At 46.5% G+C, this 26,442-nt stretch carries 23 protein-coding genes; 13 read left to right on the top strand and 10 right to left on the bottom strand.

Annotated elements, in window-relative coordinates; genetic code table 11:
- Positions 1–11: 11 nt before the first annotated feature.
- The 6 genes from F3J22_RS06095 (at position 12) to F3J22_RS06070 (ending at position 4,675) form a co-directional block, all read left to right on the top strand.
- Positions 12–320: a hypothetical protein gene (locus tag F3J22_RS06095; RefSeq protein ID WP_167015304.1), complete on the top strand. Its 309-nt coding sequence runs from the start codon at positions 12–14 to the stop codon at positions 318–320.
- A gap of 33 nt (positions 321–353) precedes the next feature.
- Positions 354–647 carry a cell division protein ZapA gene (locus F3J22_RS06090; protein ID WP_167015302.1) on the top strand — a complete coding sequence of 98 codons (294 nt, stop codon included), beginning with the start codon at positions 354–356 and terminating at the stop codon, positions 645–647.
- Between the two features lie 170 nt (positions 648–817).
- Positions 818–2,377, top strand: a complete 1,560-nt coding sequence (rny, locus tag F3J22_RS06085) for a ribonuclease Y (RefSeq protein WP_167015300.1) — start codon at positions 818–820, stop codon at positions 2,375–2,377.
- Positions 2,378–2,487: 110 nt separating this feature from the next.
- Positions 2,488–3,102, top strand: coding sequence for a DUF1080 domain-containing protein (locus F3J22_RS06080; protein WP_240155008.1), 615 nt, complete (start codon positions 2,488–2,490; stop codon positions 3,100–3,102).
- A complete protein-coding gene (locus F3J22_RS06075; protein ID WP_167015298.1) occupies positions 3,102–3,890 on the top strand; it encodes an SDR family oxidoreductase in 789 nt (262 codons plus the stop codon). The genes F3J22_RS06080 and F3J22_RS06075 overlap by 1 nt, the downstream gene beginning before the upstream one ends.
- Before the next feature lie 170 nt (positions 3,891–4,060).
- A complete protein-coding gene (locus F3J22_RS06070) occupies positions 4,061–4,675 on the top strand; it encodes a nucleosidase (protein ID WP_167015296.1) in 615 nt (204 codons plus the stop codon).
- Positions 4,676–4,840: 165 nt separating this feature from the next.
- On the opposite strand, the gene F3J22_RS06065 is transcribed toward F3J22_RS06070, so the two are convergent.
- The 4 genes from F3J22_RS06065 to F3J22_RS06050 all read right to left on the bottom strand — a co-directional run bounded on the left by F3J22_RS06065 (position 4,841) and on the right by F3J22_RS06050 (position 10,379).
- Positions 4,841–7,213: an ABC transporter permease gene (locus F3J22_RS06065; protein WP_167015294.1), complete on the bottom strand. Its 2,373-nt coding sequence runs from the start codon at positions 7,211–7,213 to the stop codon at positions 4,841–4,843.
- A 266-nt stretch (positions 7,214–7,479) separates the two neighbouring features.
- Entirely contained in the window at positions 7,480–8,625 is a 1,146-nt protein-coding gene (scpB, locus tag F3J22_RS06060) for an SMC-Scp complex subunit ScpB (protein ID WP_167015292.1), read from the bottom strand.
- Positions 8,626–8,748: 123 nt separating this feature from the next.
- A complete protein-coding gene (gene atpG, locus F3J22_RS06055; protein ID WP_167015290.1) occupies positions 8,749–9,630 on the bottom strand; it encodes an ATP synthase F1 subunit gamma in 882 nt (293 codons plus the stop codon).
- Between the two features lie 167 nt (positions 9,631–9,797).
- A complete protein-coding gene (locus tag F3J22_RS06050; protein ID WP_167015288.1) occupies positions 9,798–10,379 on the bottom strand; it encodes a DJ-1/PfpI family protein in 582 nt (193 codons plus the stop codon).
- A 168-nt stretch (positions 10,380–10,547) separates the two neighbouring features.
- On the opposite strand from F3J22_RS06050, the gene F3J22_RS06045 reads away from it, so the two are divergent.
- The 5 genes from F3J22_RS06045 (at position 10,548) to F3J22_RS06025 (ending at position 15,909) form a co-directional block, all read left to right on the top strand.
- Positions 10,548–11,924: a DUF1080 domain-containing protein gene (locus tag F3J22_RS06045; protein WP_167015286.1), complete on the top strand. Its 1,377-nt coding sequence runs from the start codon at positions 10,548–10,550 to the stop codon at positions 11,922–11,924.
- A 110-nt stretch (positions 11,925–12,034) separates the two neighbouring features.
- Positions 12,035–13,807, top strand: a complete 1,773-nt coding sequence (locus tag F3J22_RS06040; protein WP_167015284.1) for a DUF885 family protein — start codon at positions 12,035–12,037, stop codon at positions 13,805–13,807.
- A 224-nt stretch (positions 13,808–14,031) separates the two neighbouring features.
- Positions 14,032–14,613, top strand: coding sequence for a hypothetical protein (locus F3J22_RS06035; RefSeq protein WP_167015282.1), 582 nt, complete (start codon positions 14,032–14,034; stop codon positions 14,611–14,613).
- A 142-nt stretch (positions 14,614–14,755) separates the two neighbouring features.
- On the top strand, positions 14,756–15,274 hold the full coding sequence (locus F3J22_RS06030; RefSeq protein WP_167015280.1) for a hypothetical protein: 519 nt from the start codon (positions 14,756–14,758) through the stop codon (positions 15,272–15,274).
- Between the two features lie 278 nt (positions 15,275–15,552).
- The gene (locus F3J22_RS06025; RefSeq protein WP_167015278.1) at positions 15,553–15,909 is read left to right on the top strand and encodes an MmcQ/YjbR family DNA-binding protein; all 357 of its coding nucleotides are present in this window, start codon (positions 15,553–15,555) and stop codon (positions 15,907–15,909) included.
- Positions 15,910–15,931: 22 nt separating this feature from the next.
- On the opposite strand, the gene F3J22_RS06020 is transcribed toward F3J22_RS06025, so the two are convergent.
- The 5 genes from F3J22_RS06020 to F3J22_RS06000 form a co-directional block, all read right to left on the bottom strand.
- Positions 15,932–16,723: a sulfite exporter TauE/SafE family protein gene (locus tag F3J22_RS06020; protein ID WP_167015276.1), complete on the bottom strand. Its 792-nt coding sequence runs from the start codon at positions 16,721–16,723 to the stop codon at positions 15,932–15,934.
- Positions 16,724–17,222: 499 nt separating this feature from the next.
- On the bottom strand, positions 17,223–18,560 hold the full coding sequence (locus tag F3J22_RS06015; protein WP_167015274.1) for a Gfo/Idh/MocA family protein: 1,338 nt from the start codon (positions 18,558–18,560) through the stop codon (positions 17,223–17,225).
- Between the two features lie 147 nt (positions 18,561–18,707).
- Positions 18,708–20,081, bottom strand: coding sequence for an alkaline phosphatase family protein (locus F3J22_RS06010; RefSeq protein ID WP_167015272.1), 1,374 nt, complete (start codon positions 20,079–20,081; stop codon positions 18,708–18,710).
- A gap of 47 nt (positions 20,082–20,128) precedes the next feature.
- Complete coding sequence (gene eboE, locus F3J22_RS06005; RefSeq protein WP_167015270.1) at positions 20,129–21,343, bottom strand: metabolite traffic protein EboE; 1,215 nt, start codon at positions 21,341–21,343, stop codon at positions 20,129–20,131.
- 20 nt (positions 21,344–21,363) lie between these two features.
- On the bottom strand, positions 21,364–22,518 hold the full coding sequence (locus tag F3J22_RS06000; RefSeq protein WP_167015268.1) for a 3-dehydroquinate synthase: 1,155 nt from the start codon (positions 22,516–22,518) through the stop codon (positions 21,364–21,366).
- A gap of 425 nt (positions 22,519–22,943) precedes the next feature.
- On the opposite strand from F3J22_RS06000, the gene F3J22_RS05995 reads away from it, so the two are divergent.
- Together F3J22_RS05995 and F3J22_RS05990 are read left to right on the top strand one after the other, a co-directional pair.
- Complete coding sequence (locus F3J22_RS05995; RefSeq protein WP_167015266.1) at positions 22,944–24,908, top strand: tetratricopeptide repeat-containing sensor histidine kinase; 1,965 nt, start codon at positions 22,944–22,946, stop codon at positions 24,906–24,908.
- A 217-nt stretch (positions 24,909–25,125) separates the two neighbouring features.
- Positions 25,126–25,464 (top strand): LuxR C-terminal-related transcriptional regulator, encoded by a 339-nt coding sequence (locus tag F3J22_RS05990; RefSeq protein WP_240155007.1) that lies wholly within the window; start codon positions 25,126–25,128, stop codon positions 25,462–25,464.
- A gap of 51 nt (positions 25,465–25,515) precedes the next feature.
- Here the strand turns inward: F3J22_RS05990 and eboC are convergent, their stop codons facing one another.
- Positions 25,516–26,391 (bottom strand): UbiA-like protein EboC, encoded by an 876-nt coding sequence (gene eboC / locus F3J22_RS05985; protein ID WP_167015262.1) that lies wholly within the window; start codon positions 26,389–26,391, stop codon positions 25,516–25,518.
- Between the last annotated feature and the right edge of the window lie 51 nt (positions 26,392–26,442).

Raw genomic sequence — 26,442 nt, 5'->3', positions numbered from 1 at the left:
AGAAGTAATAAATGGTTCTCGAGCAATACATACAACGCATTGAAGAGAAACTGCATCTGCTGCTAAAAAAAATGCAGCAGGTGCAGGCCGAAAATGTGTCGTTGCGAGAGGAACTCAATACCAGACAGCAGCAAATACAAGAGCAACAGGGAATGATACAGGGCCTGGAAGAGAAACTGCAAATGGTTAAAATTGCAGCTACCACCCAGGGCACGCATTCGCTGGCAGAAGATGATGAGGCGTTCCGTAAGGAAATCAAGGGCAAAATCAATGATTATATCAAGGAAATTGACCGCTGTATTGCCTTATTGAATGCATGATAATGTTACCAGACCAGATATAAATAAATATCCATGGAACAGCTCATTCCGATTAATATAATTGTGGCAGACCGTTCTTACCGTATCAAAATAAAACCGGAAGAAGAAGAGGAAGTACGTCGCATTATGAAAGAAGTGAATGAGAAAATTGTTGATTTTAAAGCCGCTTACGCAGGAAAAGATCTCCAGGATTATATCGCTATGGCCCTCATCATGTATGCAACTCACCCCGTAACGAGCGGAGGCAAGGCACAGGCCAATACCGCCCCATTTTTACAGGAAAAGCTCGAAAAGCTCGAAGAACTTATCAACCAGGCGCTCGGTTAACACGTTAGGCCTTGCTAAGCAACACATTAGCTAAGCAGCTAATAATCACGTATTAAACACGCTTTTACTCCTATTTTTTTGTATTTTCGCGGGTCAGTTCTCGCCCCTGCAACTTTTTATCAGTTGCCTGGGTAAGAGGATTCTACATAAATCAAGTTTAAAGAATTCATATGGATGTTACAACTATAATAACAGCAATAGCAGCTATAATAATAGGGATTGGGCTAGGTAAAGTGATTTTTGCAAAAAATACGCAACAAAAAATCGACGACGCTGAACAGCAGGCTAAAAAAATCATCGGAGATGCTGAGACCACCGGTGAAAACATTAAGAAAGACAAACTGCTGGAAGCCAAGGAGAAATACCTGCAGATGAAGAGTGAGCACGAAAAGGAAGTGCTGCAGCGTAACCAGAAAATCCTGGAATCAGAAAACAGGATCAAGCAAAAAGAACAAAGCCTCAATCAGAAAAATGAGCACATTCAGAAACAAATCAATGAGAATGATGCTATTAAAGATGGCCTGAACCGCCAGATGGAACTGGTTACCGTTAAACGCACGGAACTGGAAAAACACCAGGAAGAACATATCCGTCGCCTTGAAAAAGTAGCCGGCCTCACCGCTGAAGAAGCTAAACATCAGCTGGTAGAAAGCCTGAAAGAAGAAGCCCGCTCACAAGCACTGGCTCATATTCAGGAAATCATCGAAGATGCCAAAACAAAGGCTAACAAAGAAGCCAAAAAGATTATCATCCAGTCTATCCAGCGTACCGCTGCCGAACAGACTATCGAAAATACCATCACTGTATTCACCCTCGAAAGTGATGAGATCAAAGGCCAGATCATCGGTCGTGAAGGTCGTAACATCCGTGCGATCGAAGCTGCTACCGGTGTTGACCTGATCGTAGATGATACCCCTGAAGCAATCGTACTTTCTTCCTTCGACCCACTGCGTCGTGAAATTGCCCGTCTGTCGCTGCAACGCCTCGTTCAGGACGGCCGTATTCACCCTGCTCGTATCGAGGAAGTAGTTGAAAAAACCAAGAAACAACTGGAAGAACAGGTAATGGATATCGGTGAAAGAACCGTTATCGAACTGGGTATCCATGGTTTACATAAAGAACTCGTTCGTCTGGTAGGTAAGATGCGTTTCCGCTCTTCCTATGGTCAGAACCTGCTCATGCACTCTAAAGAAACCGCTAACCTTTGTGCGGTAATGGCTGCAGAACTGGGCCTCAACCCTAAACTGGCGAAACGTGCCGGTCTGCTCCACGATATCGGTAAAGTGCCAGATGAAGAAACAGAACTGAGCCACGCCCTGTTAGGTGCTAAACTGGCTGAGAAATATGGTGAACATGCTGCCGTTGTGAACGCTATCGGCGCGCACCACGATGAGATGGAAATGCAATACGTTATTTCCCCTATCGTTCAGGCATGTGATGCTATCTCCGGTGCACGCCCAGGCGCACGCCGCGAAATCATGCAGAGCTACCTGCAACGTATCAAAGACCTGGAAAACCTCGCCCTCTCTCACGATGGCGTGGAAAAAGCTTATGCTATCCAGGCAGGCCGTGAACTGCGCGTAATCGTTGAAAGTGAAAAAGTAACCGACAACGATGCTGACCGCCTCTCCTTTGAAATCGCCAATAAAATACAAACAGAAATGCAGTATCCTGGCCAGATCAAAGTAACCGTTATCCGCGAAAAAAGAGCGGTGAACGTGGCGAGATAGTTCATGTAAGAAATTTAGAAAATAAGTTTTTAGAGATTATATTGAGACCTTCGGCATTTGCTGAAGGTCTCTTTTTTTATTCCAGAAACTCTAAACGCTCACTTGACGTTATGAAGAAATCCATGTTTAAATTCATCCTGGGAGCCTGCATCCTCCTGGGTTCCAGCCAAACTTTCGCCCAAAAGGCCGTATCTCTCTTCAATGGTAAAAATCTCGACGGCTGGAAAATCTATGGTACTGAAAAATGGTATGTGGACAATGGTGAACTTATCTGCGAATCCGGCCCCGACAAAGAATACGGCTACCTGGGAACCGATAAGGATTACAAAAATTTTGAACTGACAGTAGTATTCAAGCAGGAAGCCGATGGCAACAGCGGCGTATTCTTTCACTCTTCCTTCGAAGGTACCAAAGTAACCGGCTGGCAGGCAGAGGTAGCACCTCCCAACCTGCATACCGGCGGTATCTATGAGTCGTACGGCCGCGGATGGCTTATTAAACCTGCACCCGAAAAGGAACAATACCTGAAAATGGGTGAATGGAATACCATGAAAGTACGGGTACAGGGCGACGACGTTACTACCTGGCTCAATGGTCATGAAATGATCCAGCTGAAAGATCAGAAAATCGGCGCTGCAAACGGCCAGATTGCCCTTCAGATCCACGCAGGGGGTGGCATTAAGGTAAGATGGAAAAGCGTTAAATTGGTGCCATTGAAATCATAATGACATACCAGGATAAAGTTATATTAATCACAGGCGCCAGCTCCGGCATTGGAAAGGAGCTGGCGTTACTGCTTGCCGCTGAAAAGGCACGTATCATCCTTTCTGCCCGAAACGAAGCCCACTTGCTGGAAGTACAGGCACAATGCCTGTCGCTTACGCCCCACTGCCACGTCCTCCCCATGGATATCACGGATGAAAGGCAGGTGCAGGAAGGCGCAGCCAGCGCCATCGCTATTTATGGCCGTATAGACGTACTGATCAATAACGCCGGCGTTACCCAACGCTCCAAACTGATCGATACCAGCCCGGCAGCCATTCGTAAGTTAATGGAAGTCAACTTCTTCGGCCCCATGATGCTGACAACCGCATTGCTGCCACAATTCAAGGCGCAGCAACAGGGACAAATCGTTGTCATCAGCAGTATGGCAGGCCTCTTCGGATATCCCTGGCGCTCCGGCTACAATGCCGCCAAACATGCACTGCAAGGCTATTTCGAGACATTGCAAACCGAACAACCCATACCCGGACTCTCCACCACCATCATCTGTCCGGGCCGCATCCACACCGATATCACCTACTCCGCCATCACCGGCGACGGCAGCGCCTATGGCGCCATGGACCCCGGCCAGGCACACGGCATTCCCGTGGATGTCTGCGCCAGAAAGATTGTGAAAGCCATGCGGAATAAGAAAAAGCTGGTGCTCATTGCACGTATGGAAAAAGTGTTGTTGTGGATGAAACGATATTTTCCCCCATTATTTTATTTTATTGCCCGGAAAGGCAATTAACTTGCGTTCGAATTAAGCAGTTTTTTTTGCCCTTTCGCAAATATTCCGGCCCGATCTATCCGTGGTGCCTTCGGCACCACGGATAGATCGGGGGGATACGGCCCGCCACTGGCGGGCCGTATCCCCCCGAAGCCCCCACTATTGAGTAGAAAGGAGAAACATAAAGCATTATGCAGGAAACTAATACACAAATCGCTACCGCCAGTTTGCGCGAACTGCTGGCACAAAATCCACTATTTGTTTTTGCATTGGAATCAGAAGCAAAAGGAGAATTTGACGAGGTAGACGCCCTCTTTGCAGGTATCGGAAAAGTAAACGCCGGATATCATCTCACTAAAAGAATTGTAAACAACAAACCCAGTATAATCGTAAATCTTGGTTCCGCAGGAAGTAATTCCTTCCATCGTGGAGAAGTAGTATGCTGCACACGATTCATTCAGCGTGATATGGATGTCACTCCACTCGGATTTGCCAAATATGAAACACCACTGGCCAACATTCCGGTAGTGCTGGAATACGGTATTACCGCCGGTCACCTTCCTCAGGGCATCTGCGGTACAGGTGATAACTTTGAAGTTGGTCATACCACAGATGAGTATAATGTTATTGACATGGAAGCCTGGCCACTGGCCTGGATAGCGCAACAGGAAAACATTCCTTTCCTCTGCCTGAAATATATTTCTGACGGAGCTGATGGCGCCGCAGCGGAAGACTGGTCTGAAGCGGTTCATCTCGCTGCTGAAGCACTCAAAAAAGTGATAGACGAATTAAGGGAAAATTGTTAGTTCTATACTAGAAAAATTCAAACTGCAACTTTAGAAAATCAACGTTCTTAACAGGCTATTTTCAGAAGTTGCAGTTCCTTCTCTCTAACCCCGTGTATCCCGGCAAAATCAATCATCTCACAATAAATCTATTGTCAGTGGCACCTGCTGGTACCGCTGATCCTATCAGGATTGTAAACTCTTCAATGGCTGTTGTGTGGCCGCTTTTACAGCCTGTACACTAACAACGATAATGGTCAGCACCAGTGTAATCAGTCCGGACAAAGCAAATATCCACCAGGCAAGTCCTGCCCTGTAGCTATAATTCTGCAACCAGTTATGCATACAATATCCTGCCAGTCCGAATGCCATTGGCATAGCGATGAGAATCATTCGTACAAAGTCGCGCGATAACAAACGCCATAAGCTGAATACACTGGCCCCCAGTACCTTACGGACACCTATCTCTTTGGTGCGCTGTTCAACAATGTAAGAAGCCATTCCAAATAAGCCTATACAGCTGATAAAAACAGCCAGGCAGGAGAAGATACCCACCAGTTTAGCGAAGCGGTTTTCTGCCCCGAATTTCATGTTATAATCGTTGTCTGCAAATGCATAATCGAATGGATCATCAGGTGCAGTGGCAGCGTAAATCGATTCTACTTTTTTCAGCGCGGTACTAACACCCATCGCGGGATTCAGTCGGACCAGCATTCTCGTTCCCTGACCACTGTTTAAATGATAAAACGCAGGACGCGCGGGTTCATACGGCGATTCTGCCACTACGTTTTTTACGATACCAACAATATGATAGGGTTCATCATCCCAGGTTATTTTAGCACCAACAGGGGCTTTCAGGCCCATATATTTCGCTGCTGCTTCATTGATCACAAAAGCTGCCGAATCGCTGGCAAAATCCCGTGAGAAGTCTCTCCCTGCAACAAACTGCCAGCCGATAGTATGGCCATAATCATAAGATACCGGCTCATTCGGAAAATCAAGTGCTACAGACATATCCCGGCCTTCCCATTTAAATCCGCTATTTGTATTCCATACTGCGGTAACGGGACTCCATGATTCAGCCATATCCAATGCAGCATTGGATTCCAGCAGTTGCTGCTTCACGGCATCAAAGTGATCATGAATAGCAGCTGTGTATGACGGAATGATAATCAGTCCATGCTGTTCATAGCCTACCGGTCTTTCCGTTCCCAGCTTCACCTGCCTGTATACCACCATGGTAGCAACCAGCAGCACCATTGCAACGGTAAACTGTGTAACCAGCAATATCCGGCGAGGCATCGATGCACCCTTAGCAGCATGGAATGTACCTTTCAGCACCTTTACCGGCCGGAAAGAAGAGAGATAGAAAGCTGGATAGCTACCAGCAATCAACGCCACCATCATGCAGAAAAGGAGGATGGTTCCCCAGAATACTGCACTATTCCAGGGCATATGCATGGCTTTATCTGTAATTGTATTGAAAAGCGGTAATAGTTGTTGTACAATGAGAATAGAGATTACCATCGCCAGCATACTCATGATCAGCGACTCCGTAAAAAACTGTACTGCCAGCTGTGCACGCCGGGACCCGATTGCTTTTCGGATACCCACTTCCTTTGCCCGCTTCTCTGATCTTGCTGTGCTCAGGTTCATAAAGTTGATGCAGGCCAGCAACAGGATAAACAGGCCACTCACGCCTAACAGCCATAAATACTGGATAGGGCCACCACTGTTTACACCATTGGTAAATTTGCTGTATAGATGCCACCTGGCCATGGGATGCAGGAAGAGCTGCGGTTGAAAAGTCTTTTCATCAGCGTGGATATGATTCAGTTTAACATCTTTAATTACCTGGGAAACCTTGTCCATGGTAGTGTTGTCGGCTATCTGGACGAATACCCGGTAAGAATTTGAACGCCATGGATTTTCTCTTTCCGCCAGATGTTGCATGTTGGCATATCGCTGCCAGGGCATGATAAACTTCACCATTCCAAACTCGCTGTTGACCGGAAAATCCGGATAGGTACCTGCAACGGTAACCGATCTGCCGCCATCGGTTATTAAGGTTTTATTAATAGGATTTTCATTACCAAAACAGGCTTTAGCCTGGGAGGCAGACAATAAAATACTGTTGGGGTCTGATAATTGTTTATTACCGGAAACGGCCAGCTGCAACATATCCGGGAGGCCTTGTTCCGCATAGATGCCATTGGCACTGAGGTTCTTTTTGTCTTTGGACAATACCACTGTTTGCACCCAGGTACAGAGGGCAACCTGTTTGAAGTAGTCACCGAAATCACTGCGTAGCGTAGGCGCTACCGGGAAGGGCATATTATTACCTACGCCGATATTTCCGTTGGCAGTGGTTTGCTGGTAAACCTGTGCCACCTGTTTATAGTTAGCGAATTGTTTGTTGAATTGCCATTCATCGTTTATCCACAGGCCGATGAGCAGCACCGTGACGATACCAGACGTTAACCCGACAATATTAATTATCGCGTATGGTTTGTTCTTTAAGAGATTACGGATAGCTACTTTAAAATAATTGCGGAGCATAACGCCTGACTTTTCCGGGGATATCACCTAAAAGCACACCAAAATATTAAATCGTTGTGTGATAATGGTTTGGTCAGATTATTCAAATAACATATGTCCTAAACCGGACACTTTGTTGTTCGTTTATGGAGATAAAAAAAGTTGTCAGATGGTGTTTGCCGGATTTGCAACCGATCTCTACTAAGTAGAGACGGTTGATGGGTTCCGTGCTGCGCGCAGTGGGCTATAGCGGCCAGCGAAACTATCGTTGAGATAGCCGCGCCGTTTTATTTCTTATCAAGATCGTTTTCGTCAGCGTCGTCGGTGTCGGTACCAGGAAAATCGTCTTCTTCATCTTCATCATCTTCGAGGCCTTCTTCTTCGTCCTCGTCCTCTTCTTCCTCCTCATTTTCATCTTTTGAATGGAAATAATTTCGGGCAATTTCATCGTCTGGCTCTGCGTCTTCGTCTTCTGCGGCGCCGGAGCGGTCTTCTTCAGCGTCCCTGAGGAAACTTTCGAAGTTGATGATTTCGTCGTCAGGTTCGGCTTCTTCGTCTTCGGAGGCGGGCAGCGATTCGTGTTCCTGGTCCATGAGGTGGAAGTCGGAATGCTCTGCTGCCGGCGGAGTTGGAGGACCAGCCGGTTTTTGCGGGGCTGGAGGTGCAGGAGTCTCTGCCGGAGCTGCGGGCAGTTCATCCAGCTGATGGTCAGGATCGAGGAGTTCACCATCTTCTGAAACCATCATGGTATGGCCATCTTCACCGATTTCTTCCGGCGTAGCTTCGTTCGTGTATTCGTTATCGTTAGACGGCTGTTCTTCACGGATATCATCTCTGCCGATGGTAGCTGTTTCATCGGTGATGAGGGTAGGTTGTATCATTTCCTCATCGAAGAGTTCTTTCAGTTTAGGCAGATCTGCCGGGGAGTTGATACCGAAGTAGTCCATAAAGCCTCTGGAAACGGTGTATAGCAGTGGTTTTCCGGGGAGGTCTTCGCTACGGCCGGAGATCACGATCAGTTCTTTTTCCAGGAGTTTTTGAATGGAGTAGTCGGTACTTACACCGCGGATATATTCGATTTCGCCTTTGGAGATGGGCTGGCGGTATGCGATGATGGCCAGTGTTTCCAGGGCTGCTGTGGAGAGTCTTTTCAGGAATTTGTCGCCATTGAGCTGGGCAACGGTTTGGTAATAATCTCTTTTGGTGAGGAATTGAAATCCTCCGCCACTGCTTCTTACTTCAAATGCATAGAATTCTGAGCTATATTTTTCTCTGATAGCTTCGATGGCTGCTTCCACCTGATCGGCTGTTGCGCGATCTTCGAGGAATGCCAGTGCATTATTTAATAAATCCAGTATTTCCAGCATGGGCAACGGCCTGTCGGCAGCAAAGATGAGTGCTTCCACATGCGGGATGATCTGAGATATTTCCATAAAATAAAAAAGCTGGAACGAGATTTACAAAAAAGGTCAAAGACCGAAAATACAGTCTTTGACCCTATTCTGAAAATATTATTATTCAGTTGTTGACTTATTGTGAATAACCTGATCTGGTTATCAACCGGCGAGAGCGGCGGCACCGGAAACGATCTCAGTGAGTTCGGTGGTGATGGCAGCCTGACGTGCGCGGTTGTAAGAGATTTTCAGGTTGCGGAGCAATTCGCTCGCATTTTCAGTTGCTTTATCCATGGCAGTCATACGCGCACCGTGTTCGGAAGCGTGGTTATCCAGGATGGCCTTAAAGAACTGAGTGTTCAGGATTTTAGGCATCAGCTCAGCTATCAGTACATCTTTCTGCGGTTCGAAGATGAAGTCAGCTTTGAGGCTGTCTTCTTCGTTCTCTACTTTTGCGATAGGCAGGAACTGTTCATTTACGTATTCCTGAACGGCAGCATTTTTGAATTCGCTGTAAACGATTTCCACTGCATCGTAGGTACCGTCGATAAAGCCCTCCATTGCTAAAGAAGAAGCTTCTTTAACGTGGTCGAAGGTGAGGTTACCAAACATGTTCCAGAACTTGTCATTTACTTTATAACCGTTGTTCAGGAAGTGCTCATAACCTTTTTTACCGATAGGTAATAACTCAACATTCCCTTTCTCAAATTGTTCAGCATATTTATCACGGATAACGCGTTTTGCTGCTTTGATCAGGTTGGAGTTGAATGCACCGCACAAGCCTCTGTCGGAAGTAATTACAACGATCAGTACTTTTTCAATCTCACGTTGAGCGGCCAGTGGTGTATTGATATTGCCTTCGCTGTTGGAAACAATATTCTGTAACATTTCCTGGAGTTTTACGGCATATGGACGCATTAAGGTAATGGCATCCTGTGCACGTTTCAACTTTGCAGCACTCACCATTTTCATGGCTTTCGTGATCTGCTGACCAGATTGAATAGATTTGATTCGGTTACGAACTTCTTTAAGCTGTCCGGACATATAATTAAAATCAGTTACGAATTACAAATGATTGCAAATTTCGGGGCTTAAACCCTTCAATTTGGCTGCAAAGGTAAGCATTGCCGCCTTAATTTGAAAATCCGTAGAAAGATTCTTTTAATTTTATTTAGATGATTAAATATCAATCATCTACCTATATAAAAATACTATAACTCAATAGAAGTACCTAATACCTTCAGGAAAGCAGCAATCCACTGAGGATGAGCAGGCCATGCCGGCGCTGTTACCAGGTTACCATCAGTAACTGCATCGGTCACATTTACAGATACATAGGTACCACCGGAAGCAGTCACTTCTGGGGCTACCGCAGGATAGGCAGTAAGTTTACGGCCACGCACCACATCAGCAGCCGTTAATATCTGGATACCGTGGCATACTGCAGCCACCGGCTTATCATTTGTAAAGAAGTGCTTCACCAGCTCCAGGACATTTTTATTAAGACGCAGGTATTCCGGCGCACGGCCACCCGCAATCACCAGCGCATCATATTCACTGGCTTTCAGGTCATTAAATGTTGCATTCAGTACAAAACCATGACCCGGCTTCTCGCTGTACGTCTGGTCGCCCTCAAAATCATGAATCGCTGTTTTTATCTTGTCGCCGGCTGCTTTGTCCGGGCAAACAGCATGTACTTCATGCCCGATCATCTGGAGCATCTGGAATGGAACCATTGTTTCGTAATCTTCCGCATAATCGCCTGTCAGTAAGATAATTTTCTTTTGTGCCATGGGTTAAATTTTGAGATTATTGAAATATAAGCTCCTGAAGATAATAAATTTCACAACGGCAAATTACCGCCTGACAACAGATTTAACATCTTCATAAAAAACTATTATGCAATCGGTTGAATAAATCAGGATCATTTTATATTTTGGGGGTCTATTCCGTTTATAGTTATGAAAAAGTTACTACTTGTATGTGGCGGTATCCTGCTGATGTCAGGTACACTGCTGGCCCAGAAAGCCAATAAATCCGGATGGCAAGACCTCTTTAACGGCAAGGACCTCAAAGGCTGGAAACAGCTGGGCGGTACCGCGATCTATTCGGCTAAGGACGGCGAGATCGTAGGGACGACGGTGATGAACACGCCTAACTCCTTCCTCTGCACAGATAAAGACTATGGCGATTTCATCCTCGAGCTGGAATTTAAGCTGGACAAAGAATTCAACTCCGGTATCCAATTCCGCAGCCAGAGCAGGGCTGATTACCAGAATGGTCGCGTATTCGGCTACCAGATGGAAATAGATCCTTCCGACCGTAAATGGAGCGGAGGTATTTATGAAGAAGGCCGCCGCGGATGGCAGTATCCGATGGAATACAATCCTGCCGGGCAAAATGCCTTCAAAAAAGATGGCTGGAACAAATACCGTATCGAATGCCGTGGCAATGAGATGCGTACCTGGGTAAACGGCGTACCAACCGCTCACCTGGTGGATACCGCGCTGCCTAAAGGCTTTATCGCCCTGCAGGTACACTCTATCGGCAAAACTGAAGCTGATAACGGCAAAAGCATCCACTGGCGCAATCTCCGTATCATAGAAAACCCGGCTGCCAGCCAGTATTCTCCGTACGACAATATCTACGTGGTTAACAATGTCGATAACACTATTTCCGCCCAGGAAAAGAAAAATGGCTTCCAGCTCCTCTGGGACGGTAAAACTTCCAAAGGATGGAGAGGCTACAACCAGAAAGGTTTCCCTGATAAAGGCTGGACCATCAACGACGGTACCATCACCATCCACGCCAGCGACGGCAACGAAGAAGGCAGTGGCGGCGATATCGTTACAGATAAGGAATACGGCGCCTTTGAAATGGATTTCGAATTCAAACTGACCCGCGGTGCCAACTCAGGCGTAAAATATTTCGTGAAAGAATCTTACGATACCAAAGGTAAATCCGCCATAGGACTGGAATACCAGGTACTGGACGACGAAGTTCATCCCGATGCCAAGCTGGGCCGCGACGGAGATCGCACCTTGGCCTCACTTTATGACCTGATTGCCAGAAAACAGGAAAAACGTGCAATATTACCAATTGGAGAATGGAATAAAGGTCGTATTATTGTGTATCCAAATAATCACGTGGAGCACTGGCTGAATGGTTTCAAAGTGTTGGAATACGAAAGAGGATCCCAGAACTTCAAAGATTTGGTAGCTATCAGTAAATACAAAAATTGGAATAACTTTGGCCTGTGGCCGGAAGGTCACATACTCTTGCAAGATCATGGTAACGAAGTGTCATTCAAGAGTTTACGCATTAAAGTTCTCAAATAAAAATATTTTATCTTTTTTTTCATTGTTCACTGTTCTAAATAAGCATTCCGATTCTTCGGAATGCTTTTTTTATTTTAATAACGATTTAAATCCTGCTAAACCATTAATAAATGAAATTATTTCCACTGAAAGTTAGCATGGTAGCCCTCGGCGCCCTGCTGGCCACCGCCTGTAACCATGGCAATCCGCAGCTGAATGCAGACAAACTGCACCATCTTTCTGCGCGTTATTATGACGAAAGCATGTCGCTGTACCCGATTACGGCCACCTTCAATGGTGAAAATCAGCACAATGCGGAACTGACCATCGACATCGCCGATAGCTGGCGCGCCAAAACAGACGCCATCTTCCGCGCCTACCAGGACAGCCTCAAAGAAATCGATACCAGCCTGCTCAGCCCCAACGACCGTATTACCTATGATATGCTGCAACGTGAACTGGCTATCAACAGGGAAGGATTTACCTTTCATGATAACCTGATGCCGGTACAGCAGTTTACCTGTCTGCCTATCACCCTTGCACAGTTAGGTTCCGGCAGCTCTGCACAGCCTTTCAAAAACCTGAAAGACTACCAGAATTTCATGCAGCGTATGCAGCTCTTTGCACAGTGGTCAGATACTGCCATTGCCAATATGCGCAAAGGTATCAGCACCGGCTACGTACTACCTAAAGCGTTAGTTGAAAAAACCATTCCTCAGCTGACAGCCCTCGCCAAAAAAGACAGCAGCAATATCTTCTATGCTCCTTTAAAAAGCATTCCTGATTCCATCAGTGCTACCGACAAGGCGCAGCTGATACAGGACTATACAAAAGCCATCGAAACTTATATCCTTCCAAGCTATGCCAGACTCGGTGCCTTCATGCAGGAAGAATATCTGCCTAAAGCCCGCACCAGCAGCGGTATTGATAGTCTGCCCGATGGAAAGGAATATTACAATTATCTCATTAAATACTGGACTACTACCAACAAAACACCGGAAGAAATTTTTGCTTTGGGAGAGAAAGAAGTAGCGAGGATCAGAGCGGAGATGGAAGCGATTAAAACCAGTACCGGTTTTAAAGGCGATTTACCGGCATTTTTTGAATTTGTGCGTACAGATAAGCAATTCCATATTTTCTCAACACCAGGCGCTATCCTTGACTCATTCAAGGCCATCGAAAACAAGATCATGCCGGGGGTGAAAAAAATGTATGGTCATCTTCCTAAAACAAAATTTGAAATCAGACAGACCGAAGCCTTCCGTGCCGCTTCTGCCAGCGCGGAATACCAGCCAGGCTCTCCTGACGGTACGCGTCCGGGTATCTTCTATGTACCTATCCTGGATGCTAAAAAATTCAGTTATATCGGCATGGAATGCCTGTTTCTGCATGAGGCAATTCCGGGTCATCACTTCCAGATGTCTTTACAAATGGAGAATGACAGTCTGCCTAAATTCCGTCGCTTTGCATGGATAGGCGCCTATGGCGAAGGTTATGCGTTATACTGTGAGAGCCTGGGTAAAGAACTGGGACTGTATACCAATCCATATATGTATGTTGGCCGTCTCAGTGATGAGATCCATCGTGCTATTCGTTTAGTCGTTGACGCTGGTATGCATGCGAAAGGCTGGACACGCGAACAGGCGATCAAATATATGATGGATAATGAGCCGGTATCTGAAGCAGAAGTAACCGCTGAAATTGAGCGCTACATGGCGATTCCGGGTCAGGCACTCTCCTACAAAATAGGGGAGTTGAAAATTCGTGAGCTGCGTAATAAGTATACAAAAGAATTAGGCGATAAATTCCATTTATCCTCTTTCCATGATGAGTTACTGAAAGATGGTTGTGTGCCATTATCAGTACTGGAAGATAAGATGGCAAGATGGGCGAAGGTGCAGTAATTGCGCAAAGCTTTATTTATTTTCTAAGCCCGGCAGCTACACTGCCGGGCTTTTTTTATTCACACTTTCGTGTGGTTGTGACGGCATTAACATTTCTTTAAACAAGCCACCACAGCCAACTTCAGATTTACTCCAGGATGATTTAACAGTAATTAACGGAGGCAAATGAACAATTGGCAACTTCTGGCATTGCGTTCGCATTATTCCAGTCAAACGATCATCATATGAAAAAGGCAATAATTCTTTTCGCAGCAGTAATATTAGCAGGAGTAAGTATCAACAGAAGTTATGCCCAGGTGAGTGTTAACATTAATATTGGCAGTCAGCCTACATGGGGCCCGGTTGGATACGATTATGCCCAGTATTATTATATGCCGGACATCGACGCATATTACAATATAGCCAACAGGCAGTTTGTATACCTGGAAAGAAACCGTTGGGTCTTTGCTCCAAGTTTACCAGGTTACTACAACTATGACCTTGACAGGGGTTATAAAGTAGTCATCAACGAACCTAATCCATGGATGCGCCCGGACATATACAGAGCAAGGTACGCAGGTTACAGAGGCTGGTATGGCAAACAGGTCATCATCCGCAACAGTCACGACGACCGTTATATGATGCCTAACCGTATACAGGATTACAGAATAGAAAGAAGAGACGACAGAAGAGTGTATACCGACCGTGATAACCGTGGCTGGGGCCATGACGACAGGGGCTGGGGCCGCGACAACCGCGATAACCGCAACGACGGAAACAGATTTAATGACAGAAGAAATGACAGAAACAATCGTTGGCATGACTAACAACTCTACTCTCTAACATACTGAACAGTGCTTCGCACTGTTCAGTATCCTTTCCTTCAACGCTTATTCAAACGAATAATAACACGTATCTCATGTGTTAATTGGCATTGTATTCGATTATAAAAATTAAAATCATAAGGGTATGAAAAAGATTGCAATATTATTATCAATGGTTATATCATTGGGTATGTTTGCAAAAAGTGCAGATGCCCAGGTTAATGTCAGCATTAACATTGGAAGTCAGCCTATGTGGGGCCCCGTAGGATATGATTATGCCAGCTATTATTATTTTCCAGATATAGATGCTTATTACAGCATTTCCAAACGTCAGTTTATCTACCTCAATGGTAACCATTGGGTATGGGGTTCCAGTCTCCCGGGCCGTTACAAATATGATCTGGACAGAGGATACAAAGTAGTGATCAATGATCCTGACCCATGGACAAGGGCGCCATATTACAGGCAGCAATATGGCAGATATAAAGGCTGGTACGGTAAACAGACGATTATCAGGAACAGTAATGATCCTAAATATTATCAATGGAACGGCAGAGGACCCAAAGGCAACAACGGCCATGATAACGGAAACGGCCATGGTCGCGGAAATGACAATAACCAGGGACATGGCAATGGGCACGGACATGGACATGACCGCAGATAATGTTTTAATCTGATAACTTACCTAGTAAGTAGTCTTTCAGGGACGGAGAGCGGGTACTTTTGTACCTGCTCTTTTTTTGTGTATGAAATTTATTGTAAAGTTTTTGTACGGGAATTCTTTGGGTGTTATTATTTCGTATTTTTATATGGCAGTTCCATCACTATTTATAGAAATTTCCATGCATCATTCCGGTACGGGATGGTATTAAAAGTTTGACCTTTATATTTCTCGTTATGAATCAGTAAACTATTTTATGATTTGCATAAAAACCTGCTGCTATGTTTGATAATACCCTGGCATTTTGCCGTTCCCTTCCAGCCGTTACCACTGATATGAAGTGGGATAATGAACTGCGTTTCTTTGTAGGAGAGAAATTGTTTGCGATGCTTTCCATGAATGAACCGCACCGAATTTCGTTTAAGTGTCAGCCTGCCACTTTTCACAGTCTGATTGCCCAACCTGGTATCGTTCCTGCTCCTCATCTGGCGAGGTACCACTGGGTACAGCTGAAACAGGACGACACCCTGCCAGCCACAGAGCTGGAACAATACCTCAGAAAGGCCTATGAGCTGATTTTTGGCACCTTGCCGGAGCCTGAGCAACGCAGCATCAGGGAGCACCAGGTAAACGCCTGATATTGCCCCTTTATATATTTTTTTATTTATGCAGCAGCGTAAAGAAGATATCGTATAACCCAAAGAGAATTAAAGTCAGGGCGAAAAGTCTTTCCAGCAGCGGCGTTTTCATTTTCACAGCAGTTTTAGCCCCCAGGTAGGAAGCAGGAAAAGCAGTGAGCGATAACAGCAGTGCAATATTCCAGTCTATATGCCCCAGGTACCAGTGGGTCACCGCCCCTGGAATGGACAGTATAGCCGACAGCACCACCGCACATGCCAGCGCCTGTTTAATAGGCATTTTCAATTGTTTAATAAAGAAGGAGCTGAAGAGGATTCCGCCGGCATTAGCCAGTAATCCGGCCAGCAGACCTATCCCCATGGCGGCCCCCATCAGTTTACCCGCCGGCACTGTTGCCAGCATGGGCGCATCTGAAGTAGCGGTTGTTTTCTTTTTCATGAAAGAATACAGCAGCGAACAGCCAATCCCCACAATAAATACCGCCGTTAATATCATCAGTGTTTTTCCGGGAAGCAGGCTGCTAAACCAGCTGCCGATAATAGTTGAAGGCACTGCAATGACCGCACTCAAAAGAATCACCCTCGTGTTAAAGAGTTTTTCCTTTCTGTATACTGCAGTGGCCGATAAGGTACTGGTGATAGATGCCGGCAATGGAGATGCCAGTGCAAAAAAGGGCGTCACGCCCGCGAATATCTGCAGTGCCGGTGTGCTGATAGCACTGCCGCCTTTGCCTAATAATCCTGATAAATAACCTACGATCAGGCCAATAACAAGTACAGGCAGATAATTTGATTGTTGTAACAAAAAATCCATTAAATAGTCTTTCCCTCCACGCATGGCTGGAGGATGGTTGGTTCGAAATAAAAATTACAGGTACAACAAATTTAATGGATCATCATTCCGTAGAGAAATAATATCGATAACTAAAAGTTATGGGGAATAACTTATTATTATATTTATTTTTAGTCTATAAACAGAATAGGGATAAGGGTTTTAAGCGATTAGCATGTATGTTTTTCTATTTTTATCTGGATATGGGGAGATCAGGTTTTGCTCTTTCAGGCCGATACCTTCGGTATCGGCTGGGTTCTTCCGGCCCTTCGGGCCGGGGCCGATGATTAGTGCTCTGATGATCACCGGAGAGGATTGGCAGAGAGGACCGGAAAGGATCGGAAGAGAGGATCGGAAGAGAGGATCGGAAGAGAGGATCAGCAGAGAGGATCAGCAGAGAGGATCAGCAGAGAGGCTATTTAAAAATGCAAAGGACCGACTACGAGGTAGCCGATCCCTGCAACTATAGGAGCTCTTAAAATTAAACTTTAGGTTCCCAGCCTTTCTCATATTCTCTACCCCAGAGTTTCATGGCAGCAGCATCGCCCAGGATATGGCCGTTTTTAGGGTCGGTGTGTAACACACGACCGGTGCGCTGCGCAATATTTCCCAGCAGGCAAAGCAATACGCTGCGGTAACCGATATTGATCTCGGAGTTTAGTTTTGCGGTACCACGGATGGAATCGAGAAAATTTTGAATGTGAATAGCATCGTAGAATTCACCTGCCGGACTCACCGTATTGGTTACACTGCGTTGCTGATCACTATCCTGCTTTACTTCCTTAATGACTTTATTGTTGTTATCCACAATTTTGTAGGAGTCGTTGCCACTATTGTACAGGGCGCCTTTGGAGCCAAAAATGGTAAATCCGCGGCCGCTGCCTTCCAGGTTGAATGGATTACAGCTGCGGCCTTCCCAGGAAATAGCTTTGTTACCTTCAAATTCGAAATTGAGGGTTTGGGTATCCGGTGTCTCCCAGTCGTCAGGAGGATAGGCGTAACGGCCACCTGCCGAAGTTACTTTAGTGGGGAAGTCGACACCCAGGAACCAGCGCATACAATCCAGTTCATGCGTGGCGTTATTACAGGTTTCGGAAGTGCCCCAATGCCAGCGCCAGTGCCAGTTATAGTGAACGATATTATCCAGGTAATCTCTACGTGGGGCAGGGCCCTGCCAGAGGTCCCAGTTGAGTGTTGCTGGCACCGGTATCTTCTTACCTATACCAATCGGTTTTCTATCATTTACATACCATCCTCTTCCATAATAAACATCTCCGATAATACCTTCCTCGCGTACTTCTTTTACTGCTTGCTGGAGGTTAGGCCAGGAGCGGCGCTGGTTGCCCATTTGTACGTGCCTGTTATATTTTGCGGCAGCAGCAATCAGTAATTCGCCTTCGCGGGGATTGGCGGCACATGGTTTTTCCACATATACGTGTTTTCCTGCGGCTGTAGCCATGATAGCAGCGGGGGCATGCCAGTGGTCAGGGGCGGCCACTACCAGCGCGTCGAAATCCTTTTGCTCCAGGAGTTTCCGGATATCCTTTATAACGGTAGGTTTACGTGCCTGGGCGCCAGCAACAGCTTTCATCCCTTTAGCAATTGCACCATCTTCCACATCGCAGATATAGCCTATTTCAGCGCCTGGTAGTTTGGCCGCTGTTTGTGCCAGCCAGTTACCACGGGAGTTAACGCCCATCACGCCTAATACGATCTTATTGCTTGGTGCATTTTTACCGAATACCGGAAAGTTCAACACGGTCAGTCCTGCACCTACACCTGCGGCAGTACCGGTTTTAATGAAATCCCTTCTTTTCATAACGGAATATTGTGGTTTAACTTGATGTATGGCTCTACTGATTGCATAGGTTTTCCTGTTCGCTGTCTTCATTAGCAATCGGTTGCATGAAAATAGAGAAATAATTGAGCAAACCTAATTTTTTTTGACTGGTGGTGTGCGTCCCTTTTACTGTGTGTCGCCTGTCAATGTTTTCCACATAACGCCATAGACATCGGTGGCCTGCAGGGTATCTTTTCCGGAAGGTTTATTGGTGATAATAACGGGATGCAGGGAAGCATCCTTTTCGAGGCGGCCGTGAGAACCTTTTATCAGCGTGGCATCCAGTGGAATAACGCTCATCAGGTAACGGAAGCCCAATTTCTTCTTCAGCAGCTGGAAGGCCGCTTTCAGTTTCACGAATGGATTTTTCGGGTCCATGAACATCTCTACCGGGTCGTAGCCGGGTTTGCGGAAGATTTCGACGATGCGGGCAAAATCAGGCGCTTTATTATCATCCAGCCAGTAGTAGTAGGTAAACCAGCTGTTTGGTGCTGCTACCAGCACTAAATCGCCGCTACGGCTATGATGGAGGTTATGCTGACGTTTGCCTTCCCTGTCGAGCACCAGTTCGATATCCGGGTGTTTTTCCAGCATGTCCCTGACTTTTTTATAGCAGGAAGGATCGTTGAAGTAGAGATGTGCGAGCTGGTGATCAGCAACGGCAAACACTTTAGAGGCACCGGGATCAAGGATTTCGAGGCCACGTTCTTCCCGCACAGCCAGCAGTCCTTCCTGACGGAGAATTCTGTTGATATCTACCGGTTTGGTAGCATTGGAAATACCGTATTCAGACAGGATAATAATCTCTGCCTGTACCTCTTCATAATAAGTAATTAACTGCTTTAAAACACCATCAATTTCTAATATCTCTTTCCTATTGCGTTCCATATCCTGCCCGAATTTTTGCAGACAGTAGTCCAGATGCGGGAGATAGATAAACGTCATGGTCGGATTATACTTCTTATCAGTGTAGATGGAAGCGTCCGCGATATATTGGGAAGATTTAATGCTGGCGGTAGGTCCCCAGTAGTTGAACAGGGGGAAGGTGCCGAATTTTTCCCGGAGTTCGTCTCTGAGGCCGGCAGGTGTCGTATAGCAGTCCGGTATTTTGCGACCGTCTGAAAGGTAGTTCGGGCGGGGCGTGAGTGAGTAATCGACGTTGGCGTACATATTGTACCACCAGCACATCTGGGAAACGGTAAATTCCGGGTTTAGCTGACGGGCTTTGTCCCAGATTTTGGGCGCGTCTACCAGCTTATTCGATTGTTTCCAGAATTTTATTTCGCTATCTGTGCGATCGTACCAGCCGTTGCCTACAATGCCGTGTTCGGCCGGCCACTGACCGGTAAGATAGGTGCTTTGAACCGCAGTGGTGACTGCCGGCAGCATTGGTTGAATGGTTGCCAGATGGTGGTTTTCCGTGTATGCCTTCAGGTAAGGCATATGGTTAATCAGCGATGTGGATAAACCTACCACATCGATTACTACTGTTTTTCTCATAGATTCTTAGGCCATTGCTTAATTGACATAAAGCTATAATTCAAGGTTCACAATTCCAATACTCCTTTCACCCACAGCAGCTCTCTGGATATAGAATCGTCCATTTCCAGTTTCAGTGCCGGTGGTAAAACATCCCAGGTATATGTTTCTACTTCCAGGTGATTGGTAAAAGATTGCTGTTGCTGCAGTTTCAATACTTCGCGGATATCTGCCTGTGTAGATTCCAGTACTTCATATCTCTCTAAAAAAACAGGCACATGAAAATGTGAACGCCATTCCCGTACCCTTGGATTATCCTGGTCTTCAAATGCCTGTGGCAAATCAGGATAATGAATCAGGGAACCTGTGTCTGTTCTGGCAATTACCTGGTGCAGGTAAACAGGTTCCATAAACTGACGGAAAGCGTCCAGGATTACTTTACGTTTATCCGTTTCCGTTGGCATATCTGCTTTCAGCGCTGCACTCAGTTGTACTTTCCCTACTTTAATACCATATGCGGCTATCTGGTCCAGCACTTTCGCAGGCTGTTCATACACCAGGGCGAAGTGGCAGACATCATAGCAAAGGGCTACGTGGTCTTTGATCATCTGCGCAGCAGTCGCTTCATCTACCCGGAATTTATCCTGCAAAAATATAATACCTGTGGGCATCAGCTTATGCAGGTACCAATCGAGAAACTCAGCGGTATTTTCGAGCAGTCCGTCTGGTTCAGGTTCTATGTCGAGGTGCAGCAGCGGTCCGCCACTGCGTCTGATACGCACGAGATGTTCCACTACGAGCAGCATATTCAGTGTGGCGCTTTCTGTCACGGAATTTTGTTCTTCTTCACAGCGATTGCACCAGTATTTATAACTCAGGGGGGAGGTAGAGATACCACCATCCATGCCATAAGGCAGCAGGGTGGCCAGTAGCCGGAACAGGCGAATGGTATAGGCCACGCGGTCGGGGCTTGTCCAGTCGGGTGCATGTACCTGGTCTTTCACAACAACGTTATGAAAGCCGCCGTACGGGAAGCCGTTCATGGTAAAAACGTAACAATCCTGTTCTTTGAGCCATTGCTGGAATCCGCGCAGGTTCTCTTCCCTGGCCAGTTCCAGGCTGGCGGTATTAGACAGGCGTAATCCGATACCAAAGGGTTTATCAGGAGAAACGGCCCTTTTAACAGCAGGTATATTTGCTTGTAATTGTTTAAAGTGGTCGCCCCAGTTTTCGCCGGGGTGTATATTGGAGCAATAGGTCAGCTGCCCGTAAACTGTTTGCATATCAAGATATTTAAAGCTGACTATTGCAGTTGTTTGCAGATAGCAGCGGCTTCATAGAGTTTATCCACATTCATTTCATGTACTTCTTCTCCTCTTCCGATGGCGCGGAGCAGGGAAATGGTGAGTTGTCCGCCGAGGTGTTCGCGGAATTCTTCCAATCCTGCAATCACGGGAGAGTCTTTATCTGCCTGTTTTTCCATCAGGGGATGCCAAACGGGCAGTTGCATATTTTTCAATACACGGATGATACGGTGCATATCATCTTCCTGCAGCCAGCCTAACAGGTAAGAATATACGCTATCGATGGCAACGCCGATGGATACGGCTTCTCCGTGGCGAAGCTCAAAGTTTGTCAGTTGTTCCAGTTTATGCGCGCTCCAGTGGCCGAAGTCGAGCGGGCGGGAAGAGCCGCTTTCGAAAGGATCACCGCTACCGCCGATATGCTGCATATGTAGCGCAGCACAGCGGTATATCAGCTGCTCCATATCTTCCATATTACCACTACTGAGAGCGAGGGCTTTTTCTTCCATCCAGTTAAAGAAGGCGGCATCTTTGATGAGTGCTACCTTCACTGCTTCCACCATACCGGAGTTCCAGTCGCGTGGCAACAATGTTGTCAGGAAATGGCTGTCGTTGAAAACGGCCTGTGGTGGGGCAAAGGCGCCGAGGAAGTTCTTTTTGCCGTTGAAGTTGATACCGTTTTTCACGCCTACGCCGGAATCGTTCTGCGATAATACGGTAGTGGGTATACGAATATGTTTAACGCCACGATGTGATACTGCAGCCACAAATCCGGTAAGATCGAGCAGGGAACCACCGCCGATACCGATCAGGAATGAATGCCTGTCTATAGCGTATTTATCAATAGCATTTACCAGCGACAGGAATAAGGGCAGGTCGTTTTTCACGCTTTCACCACCAGCGATGGTAATAATTTCAGGTACCAGCTGGAAGCCATTTACCTGACGCAGGTAAGTGGCTATCTGTTGCGGCAGGTCCGGATAATGCGCGGCCATACCGGCATCCAGGATTACCAGTAATTTCTTTTGATAAGCTTTTACTGCCTGTGATTCCAGGTAGCTTCTCAGACAGTCATTTGCGGGGTCGAACAGATGGGAAGTAAAATGTACCTTAAAATTGAAGTTGACATCAAAGTTCTGTAGTATGTTTTCCATGGCTAAACGTCTAACGATCTTTCTAAAATTGTAAGCCTTTAAATGTACATAAAAATCGACACTGTACAGATTAAAAAGACCTTATTTTATTCCGGGTATGCTGTTGGCACGGATCTTCCAGGGACACCTCCGGTATCGGGGAACGTTTCCGTGGGTATCGGGAGCCTTCGGCTCCCGATACCCACGGAAAAACTATATGTCCTGGCCAAAAATAAACCGTTGCAAACTTCACAATTAGCAAAAAAAAGATGATCTTTACACCCCGTGAATGTAGTGTAGCGGGAAACAGCTTTGATGTTTGTTTTTAGCAGTTAAATAGTGTGCCCCAGGAAATTACCCCATTAACCGATGGTTTATCCACACCGATCTTGTAAAAAGCAACGCGTTTTTAAAGCACAGTAACCAGACAACCAAAAGGCGGTGCTATGCACAGGCAATTTATGCTGATATGTTTATGGCTGGCTATAGCTATAGCCGGAACTGCGGGCAGTCTGCCCCGGCAAGACAGTCTTTTGCGTCGTATACAGCAGCTTCCTCCGGGTCTTGAAAAGGTCTATACACTGTATGAGTACGGAGAATCATTGTTGCCGGATAACATTCTGCGGGCCAACAAATACATGATGGAAGGGCTCACCATGAGCATTCAGCTGGGGTCGCCGAAGGCGATAGCTGATTTTACAGGCTATTACCTGCATATCCAACAGCTGCGTGGGGATAACCTCTCCGCCCTTTTCATGCTGCACCATGCACTGAAGATATATGCCTGTATCAATGATACTGCCGGGTTAATAGCCGCCAACAGGAAATTGGGAAGGGTATATCTGCGTATAGACAATCACGTTGCCGCTGCCGACCATTTTGCAGCTACTCAAATGCTGGCAGCAAACAGACAGGATAGCTTTCTGCTGTATAGCATCCTGAATGAAATGGCCGCCATTCATATCAGCGATGGCCGCTACCGGGAAGGGTTTCATGAGGCATACCGTGCATGGGCATATTTTACCGGACATGCTGCCAACAGAGGTATGGCCACAGCCCTGCTGAATATGGGTAATGCCTCGTCCAGGCTGGAAATGCCCGGTGCAGCAGTCATCTTTTATGATGCCGTCAAACAAATCGGGCGGCAATCCGGCGATAGCACCTACGTACTCGATGCGCTGCTACGTCATGGTGAAAGCCTTACCAACGCAGGGTTTTACCCACAGGCATTGAAGGAGTATGCAACAGCGTTCGATATCTCCCAACGATACCCTGTGCCTGACTACCTGCTTTCCATACAGGCAGGCTATGCGAAAGCATTATATCAGACAGGGCATTACAATGCTGCTGCCAGCATGATACAACAGGCCATAGGACTGAGTAAATTGTATGTTGCCGGCAACGAACTGCAGCAGGCTTATCTGCTGGCGTCAGAAATAGCGCAGTCAGTAGGAAAACCCACACAGGCGCTACTTTGGCGGAAGGAATATGAGCATGTACATGATTCGCTGCGGGAACTGAATACAGGCAGTATTGTACAGCAGCTGCAGCTGCAATTCAACATTGAAAAAAATGATCACCGGATCACCAATGCCAGTCTGCTCGCCGCACAAGACAATATACTATTCCAGCGGTACAGGCTGTGGGTAATTATTATAATTGTCATATTAACAATTATAATAGCCGGATTATTGATATACCGGTGGAAGCTAATACAGCAGGCGCGTTTGAAGATAATGGAGTTACAGGCAGCCGAAAACAACAGCAATATCCGGTTACTATCCGCCATGTTATCGGGGGAAGAGCAGGCCAGGATATTTTTATCCAAAGCCCTGCATGATAATGTAGGCAGCGTAATCAGTGCCGCCAAGGCGGAGATAGCAGCCTTACAGGCAGGACAGGCGGACTTACCGGCGCCGATATACCACGACACGCTGAACATGCTGGATAATGCAGCCGTGGAAGTGCGGAAAACAGCCCAGATGCTGATGCCTGAAATCCTTTCCAGGCAAGGGCTTGCAGCAGCATTAGGATTCTATTGCCGTAATTTCCATCATAACAGGAAATTATCACTGACCTATTACTGTTCAGGAGAAAGCAACCGGTATAAAGTGAGTTATGAACTATCTGTATACCGTATGGTACAGGAACTGGCAGGCCAGATACTGCGTCATTCGAGGGCTACGGCCGCACAGATACAAATGACATTGCAACCAGACAGGATTACGATCAGCCTGGAAGACAATGGCATTGGTTTTCAGCACCAGCCGGCATTACTGGAGGCTGCCTGCTACAGGAACCTGCAGGCACGGATAAAGGCCTTTGACGGTGTATTCAATATTGATATCAGCAGAGACCGCGGCACCAGTGCCTATATTGTTTTTCAGGTGAAAAACGGGTATATGGTTTAGTAGGAGCCTTCGGCAGATGATTATGTTTTGTTGTTTGTGTCATTGTTCGCCCAGACTTCGATCAACTGCCTTCGGCAGTTGATCGAAGTCTGTCTTTTGACGCCGCCTGCGGCGGCGTCAAAAGACAGAAAAAATTATAGTTATTAATTGTTAACCCTTTTTAAGATTTGTGAAGATGCAAGTTAAAATGATCCTAGGATTACCCTCATCAGAAGAAATGAATTTCTCACGTACAGTACGTCGGTTATATCCACGTGTCAGGATTGTGAACCTAATGGAATTTGAGCAGGAGACCACAGTGCAGGATATGCCGGCAGCAACGCCGGCGGGGCCACTTAAGCTGGCGCCACAAAGAAATCCTGTTGAACTGACAAAGCGGGAAGAAGAGATCCTGCAATTGATTGCAGAAGAATATACCAGCCAGGAGATTGCGGGAAGATTATTTATCAGTATGCGTACAGTAGAAGTACACCGTTTGAACCTGACCCAGAAATTAAGTGTAAGGAATGTGGCGGGGTTGGTAAAAGAGGCGGTACGTAGAGGTTTGGTAAAGTGATTAAACCATCAGCCTTCAGGTGAAATCTGAAGGCTGATGTGTTTTATAAAATCAGGTTACAGCGAAAAGTTTTCCTAATCCCATAGATACCGGGAGGAGCAGCAATACAGCGATGGCGAATGCCGGCTGAGCAAAAACGGCCACCCATGCAGCATTCATCACGATCAGTGCGATGATGCCACCTTTCACGGCTTTGCCAATATTGGGTCCCGAAGGGTTTTTCATGGCAACGCGGAGTGGTTTGTTTACCATCACAATAAAGAGGAGGATAAACGGCGCGGCCCAGATGCGCTGATGAAGTACCGCCATGGCTATCATGGCAATATAAACAGCAGCATAGCCAGTGGCGCTGATGCGCATATTCCTGGTATCACCACCATGTACTTCTCCTCTGCTGATATTGGTAATGGCCGCGATGTATACGATAGGGATAATTCCCATCCACCAATATTGGTCGAGGGCATCGGGCATTACGCTGATACCGAGCAGCAGGTTGAGTCCGCGGCAAAGTCCCATATTCAGTGGCCCCCAGAAAGAATGGTGTTTTCCCCATTTGTTATAAACGATGGCAGCGAAGGTGATGCCAATAGCAATCCAACCTGGGGCACCGGTAAGGTGTCCTACTGAAAAGGCGCCTAAAACACCTACGAGTAGCAGGTATGCACCGAGAATAATAGCTTGTGTATAGGAGATAACGCCGCTGGGAATAGGGCGCTCAGGCCTTTCTACTGCGTCCAGTTGTGCGTCGAATACGTCGTTTAGTACGACTCCGCCGCCGTAAAGTCCGGCTGCCGCCAGGCAGAGACAAATTACCGGCAGTGTAAAATCCCATGTCACCGTTTCATAAGACACGTTAATAAAATAGCCCGAAATTGCTACTCCAGCCAGTACATCTGAAATAGCAGTTATCATATTGGCCGGCCTCATGAGACGTAGGTATCCTAACAATTTACTTGTAATATAACTCACCTCATTAAT

The organism is Chitinophaga sp. Cy-1792 (genome assembly GCF_011752935.1).
In the GTDB taxonomy this organism is placed as follows: Bacteria; Bacteroidota; Bacteroidia; order Chitinophagales; family Chitinophagaceae; genus Chitinophaga.
Note: the sequence above shows the minus strand (reverse complement) of the source record. Positions and strands in the feature narration are given on the sequence as shown.

Excerpts from the sequence above, each read along its gene's own strand:
- F3J22_RS06095 (WP_167015304.1), top strand. The coding sequence starts at position 12 with ATGGTTCTCGAGCAATACATACAACGCATTGAAGAGAAACTGCATCTG.
- F3J22_RS06090 (WP_167015302.1), top strand. The coding sequence starts at position 354 with ATGGAACAGCTCATTCCGATTAATATAATTGTGGCAGACCGTTCTTAC.
- rny (WP_167015300.1), top strand. The coding sequence starts at position 818 with ATGGATGTTACAACTATAATAACAGCAATAGCAGCTATAATAATAGGG.
- F3J22_RS06080 (WP_240155008.1), top strand. The coding sequence starts at position 2,488 with ATGAAGAAATCCATGTTTAAATTCATCCTGGGAGCCTGCATCCTCCTG.
- F3J22_RS06075 (WP_167015298.1), top strand. The coding sequence starts at position 3,102 with ATGACATACCAGGATAAAGTTATATTAATCACAGGCGCCAGCTCCGGC.
- F3J22_RS06070 (WP_167015296.1), top strand. The coding sequence starts at position 4,061 with ATGCAGGAAACTAATACACAAATCGCTACCGCCAGTTTGCGCGAACTG.
- F3J22_RS06065 (WP_167015294.1), bottom strand. The coding sequence starts at position 7,213 with ATGCTCCGCAATTATTTTAAAGTAGCTATCCGTAATCTCTTAAAGAAC.
- scpB (WP_167015292.1), bottom strand. The coding sequence starts at position 8,625 with ATGGAAATATCTCAGATCATCCCGCATGTGGAAGCACTCATCTTTGCT.
- atpG (WP_167015290.1), bottom strand. The coding sequence starts at position 9,630 with ATGTCCGGACAGCTTAAAGAAGTTCGTAACCGAATCAAATCTATTCAA.
- F3J22_RS06050 (WP_167015288.1), bottom strand. The coding sequence starts at position 10,379 with ATGGCACAAAAGAAAATTATCTTACTGACAGGCGATTATGCGGAAGAT.
- F3J22_RS06045 (WP_167015286.1), top strand. The coding sequence starts at position 10,548 with ATGAAAAAGTTACTACTTGTATGTGGCGGTATCCTGCTGATGTCAGGT.
- F3J22_RS06040 (WP_167015284.1), top strand. The coding sequence starts at position 12,035 with ATGAAATTATTTCCACTGAAAGTTAGCATGGTAGCCCTCGGCGCCCTG.
- F3J22_RS06035 (WP_167015282.1), top strand. The coding sequence starts at position 14,032 with ATGAAAAAGGCAATAATTCTTTTCGCAGCAGTAATATTAGCAGGAGTA.
- F3J22_RS06030 (WP_167015280.1), top strand. The coding sequence starts at position 14,756 with ATGAAAAAGATTGCAATATTATTATCAATGGTTATATCATTGGGTATG.
- F3J22_RS06025 (WP_167015278.1), top strand. The coding sequence starts at position 15,553 with ATGTTTGATAATACCCTGGCATTTTGCCGTTCCCTTCCAGCCGTTACC.
- F3J22_RS06020 (WP_167015276.1), bottom strand. The coding sequence starts at position 16,723 with ATGGATTTTTTGTTACAACAATCAAATTATCTGCCTGTACTTGTTATT.
- F3J22_RS06015 (WP_167015274.1), bottom strand. The coding sequence starts at position 18,560 with ATGAAAAGAAGGGATTTCATTAAAACCGGTACTGCCGCAGGTGTAGGT.
- F3J22_RS06010 (WP_167015272.1), bottom strand. The coding sequence starts at position 20,081 with ATGAGAAAAACAGTAGTAATCGATGTGGTAGGTTTATCCACATCGCTG.
- eboE (WP_167015270.1), bottom strand. The coding sequence starts at position 21,343 with ATGCAAACAGTTTACGGGCAGCTGACCTATTGCTCCAATATACACCCC.
- F3J22_RS06000 (WP_167015268.1), bottom strand. The coding sequence starts at position 22,518 with ATGGAAAACATACTACAGAACTTTGATGTCAACTTCAATTTTAAGGTA.
- F3J22_RS05995 (WP_167015266.1), top strand. The coding sequence starts at position 22,944 with ATGCACAGGCAATTTATGCTGATATGTTTATGGCTGGCTATAGCTATA.
- F3J22_RS05990 (WP_240155007.1), top strand. The coding sequence starts at position 25,126 with ATGAATTTCTCACGTACAGTACGTCGGTTATATCCACGTGTCAGGATT.
- eboC (WP_167015262.1), bottom strand. The coding sequence starts at position 26,391 with ATGAGGCCGGCCAATATGATAACTGCTATTTCAGATGTACTGGCTGGA.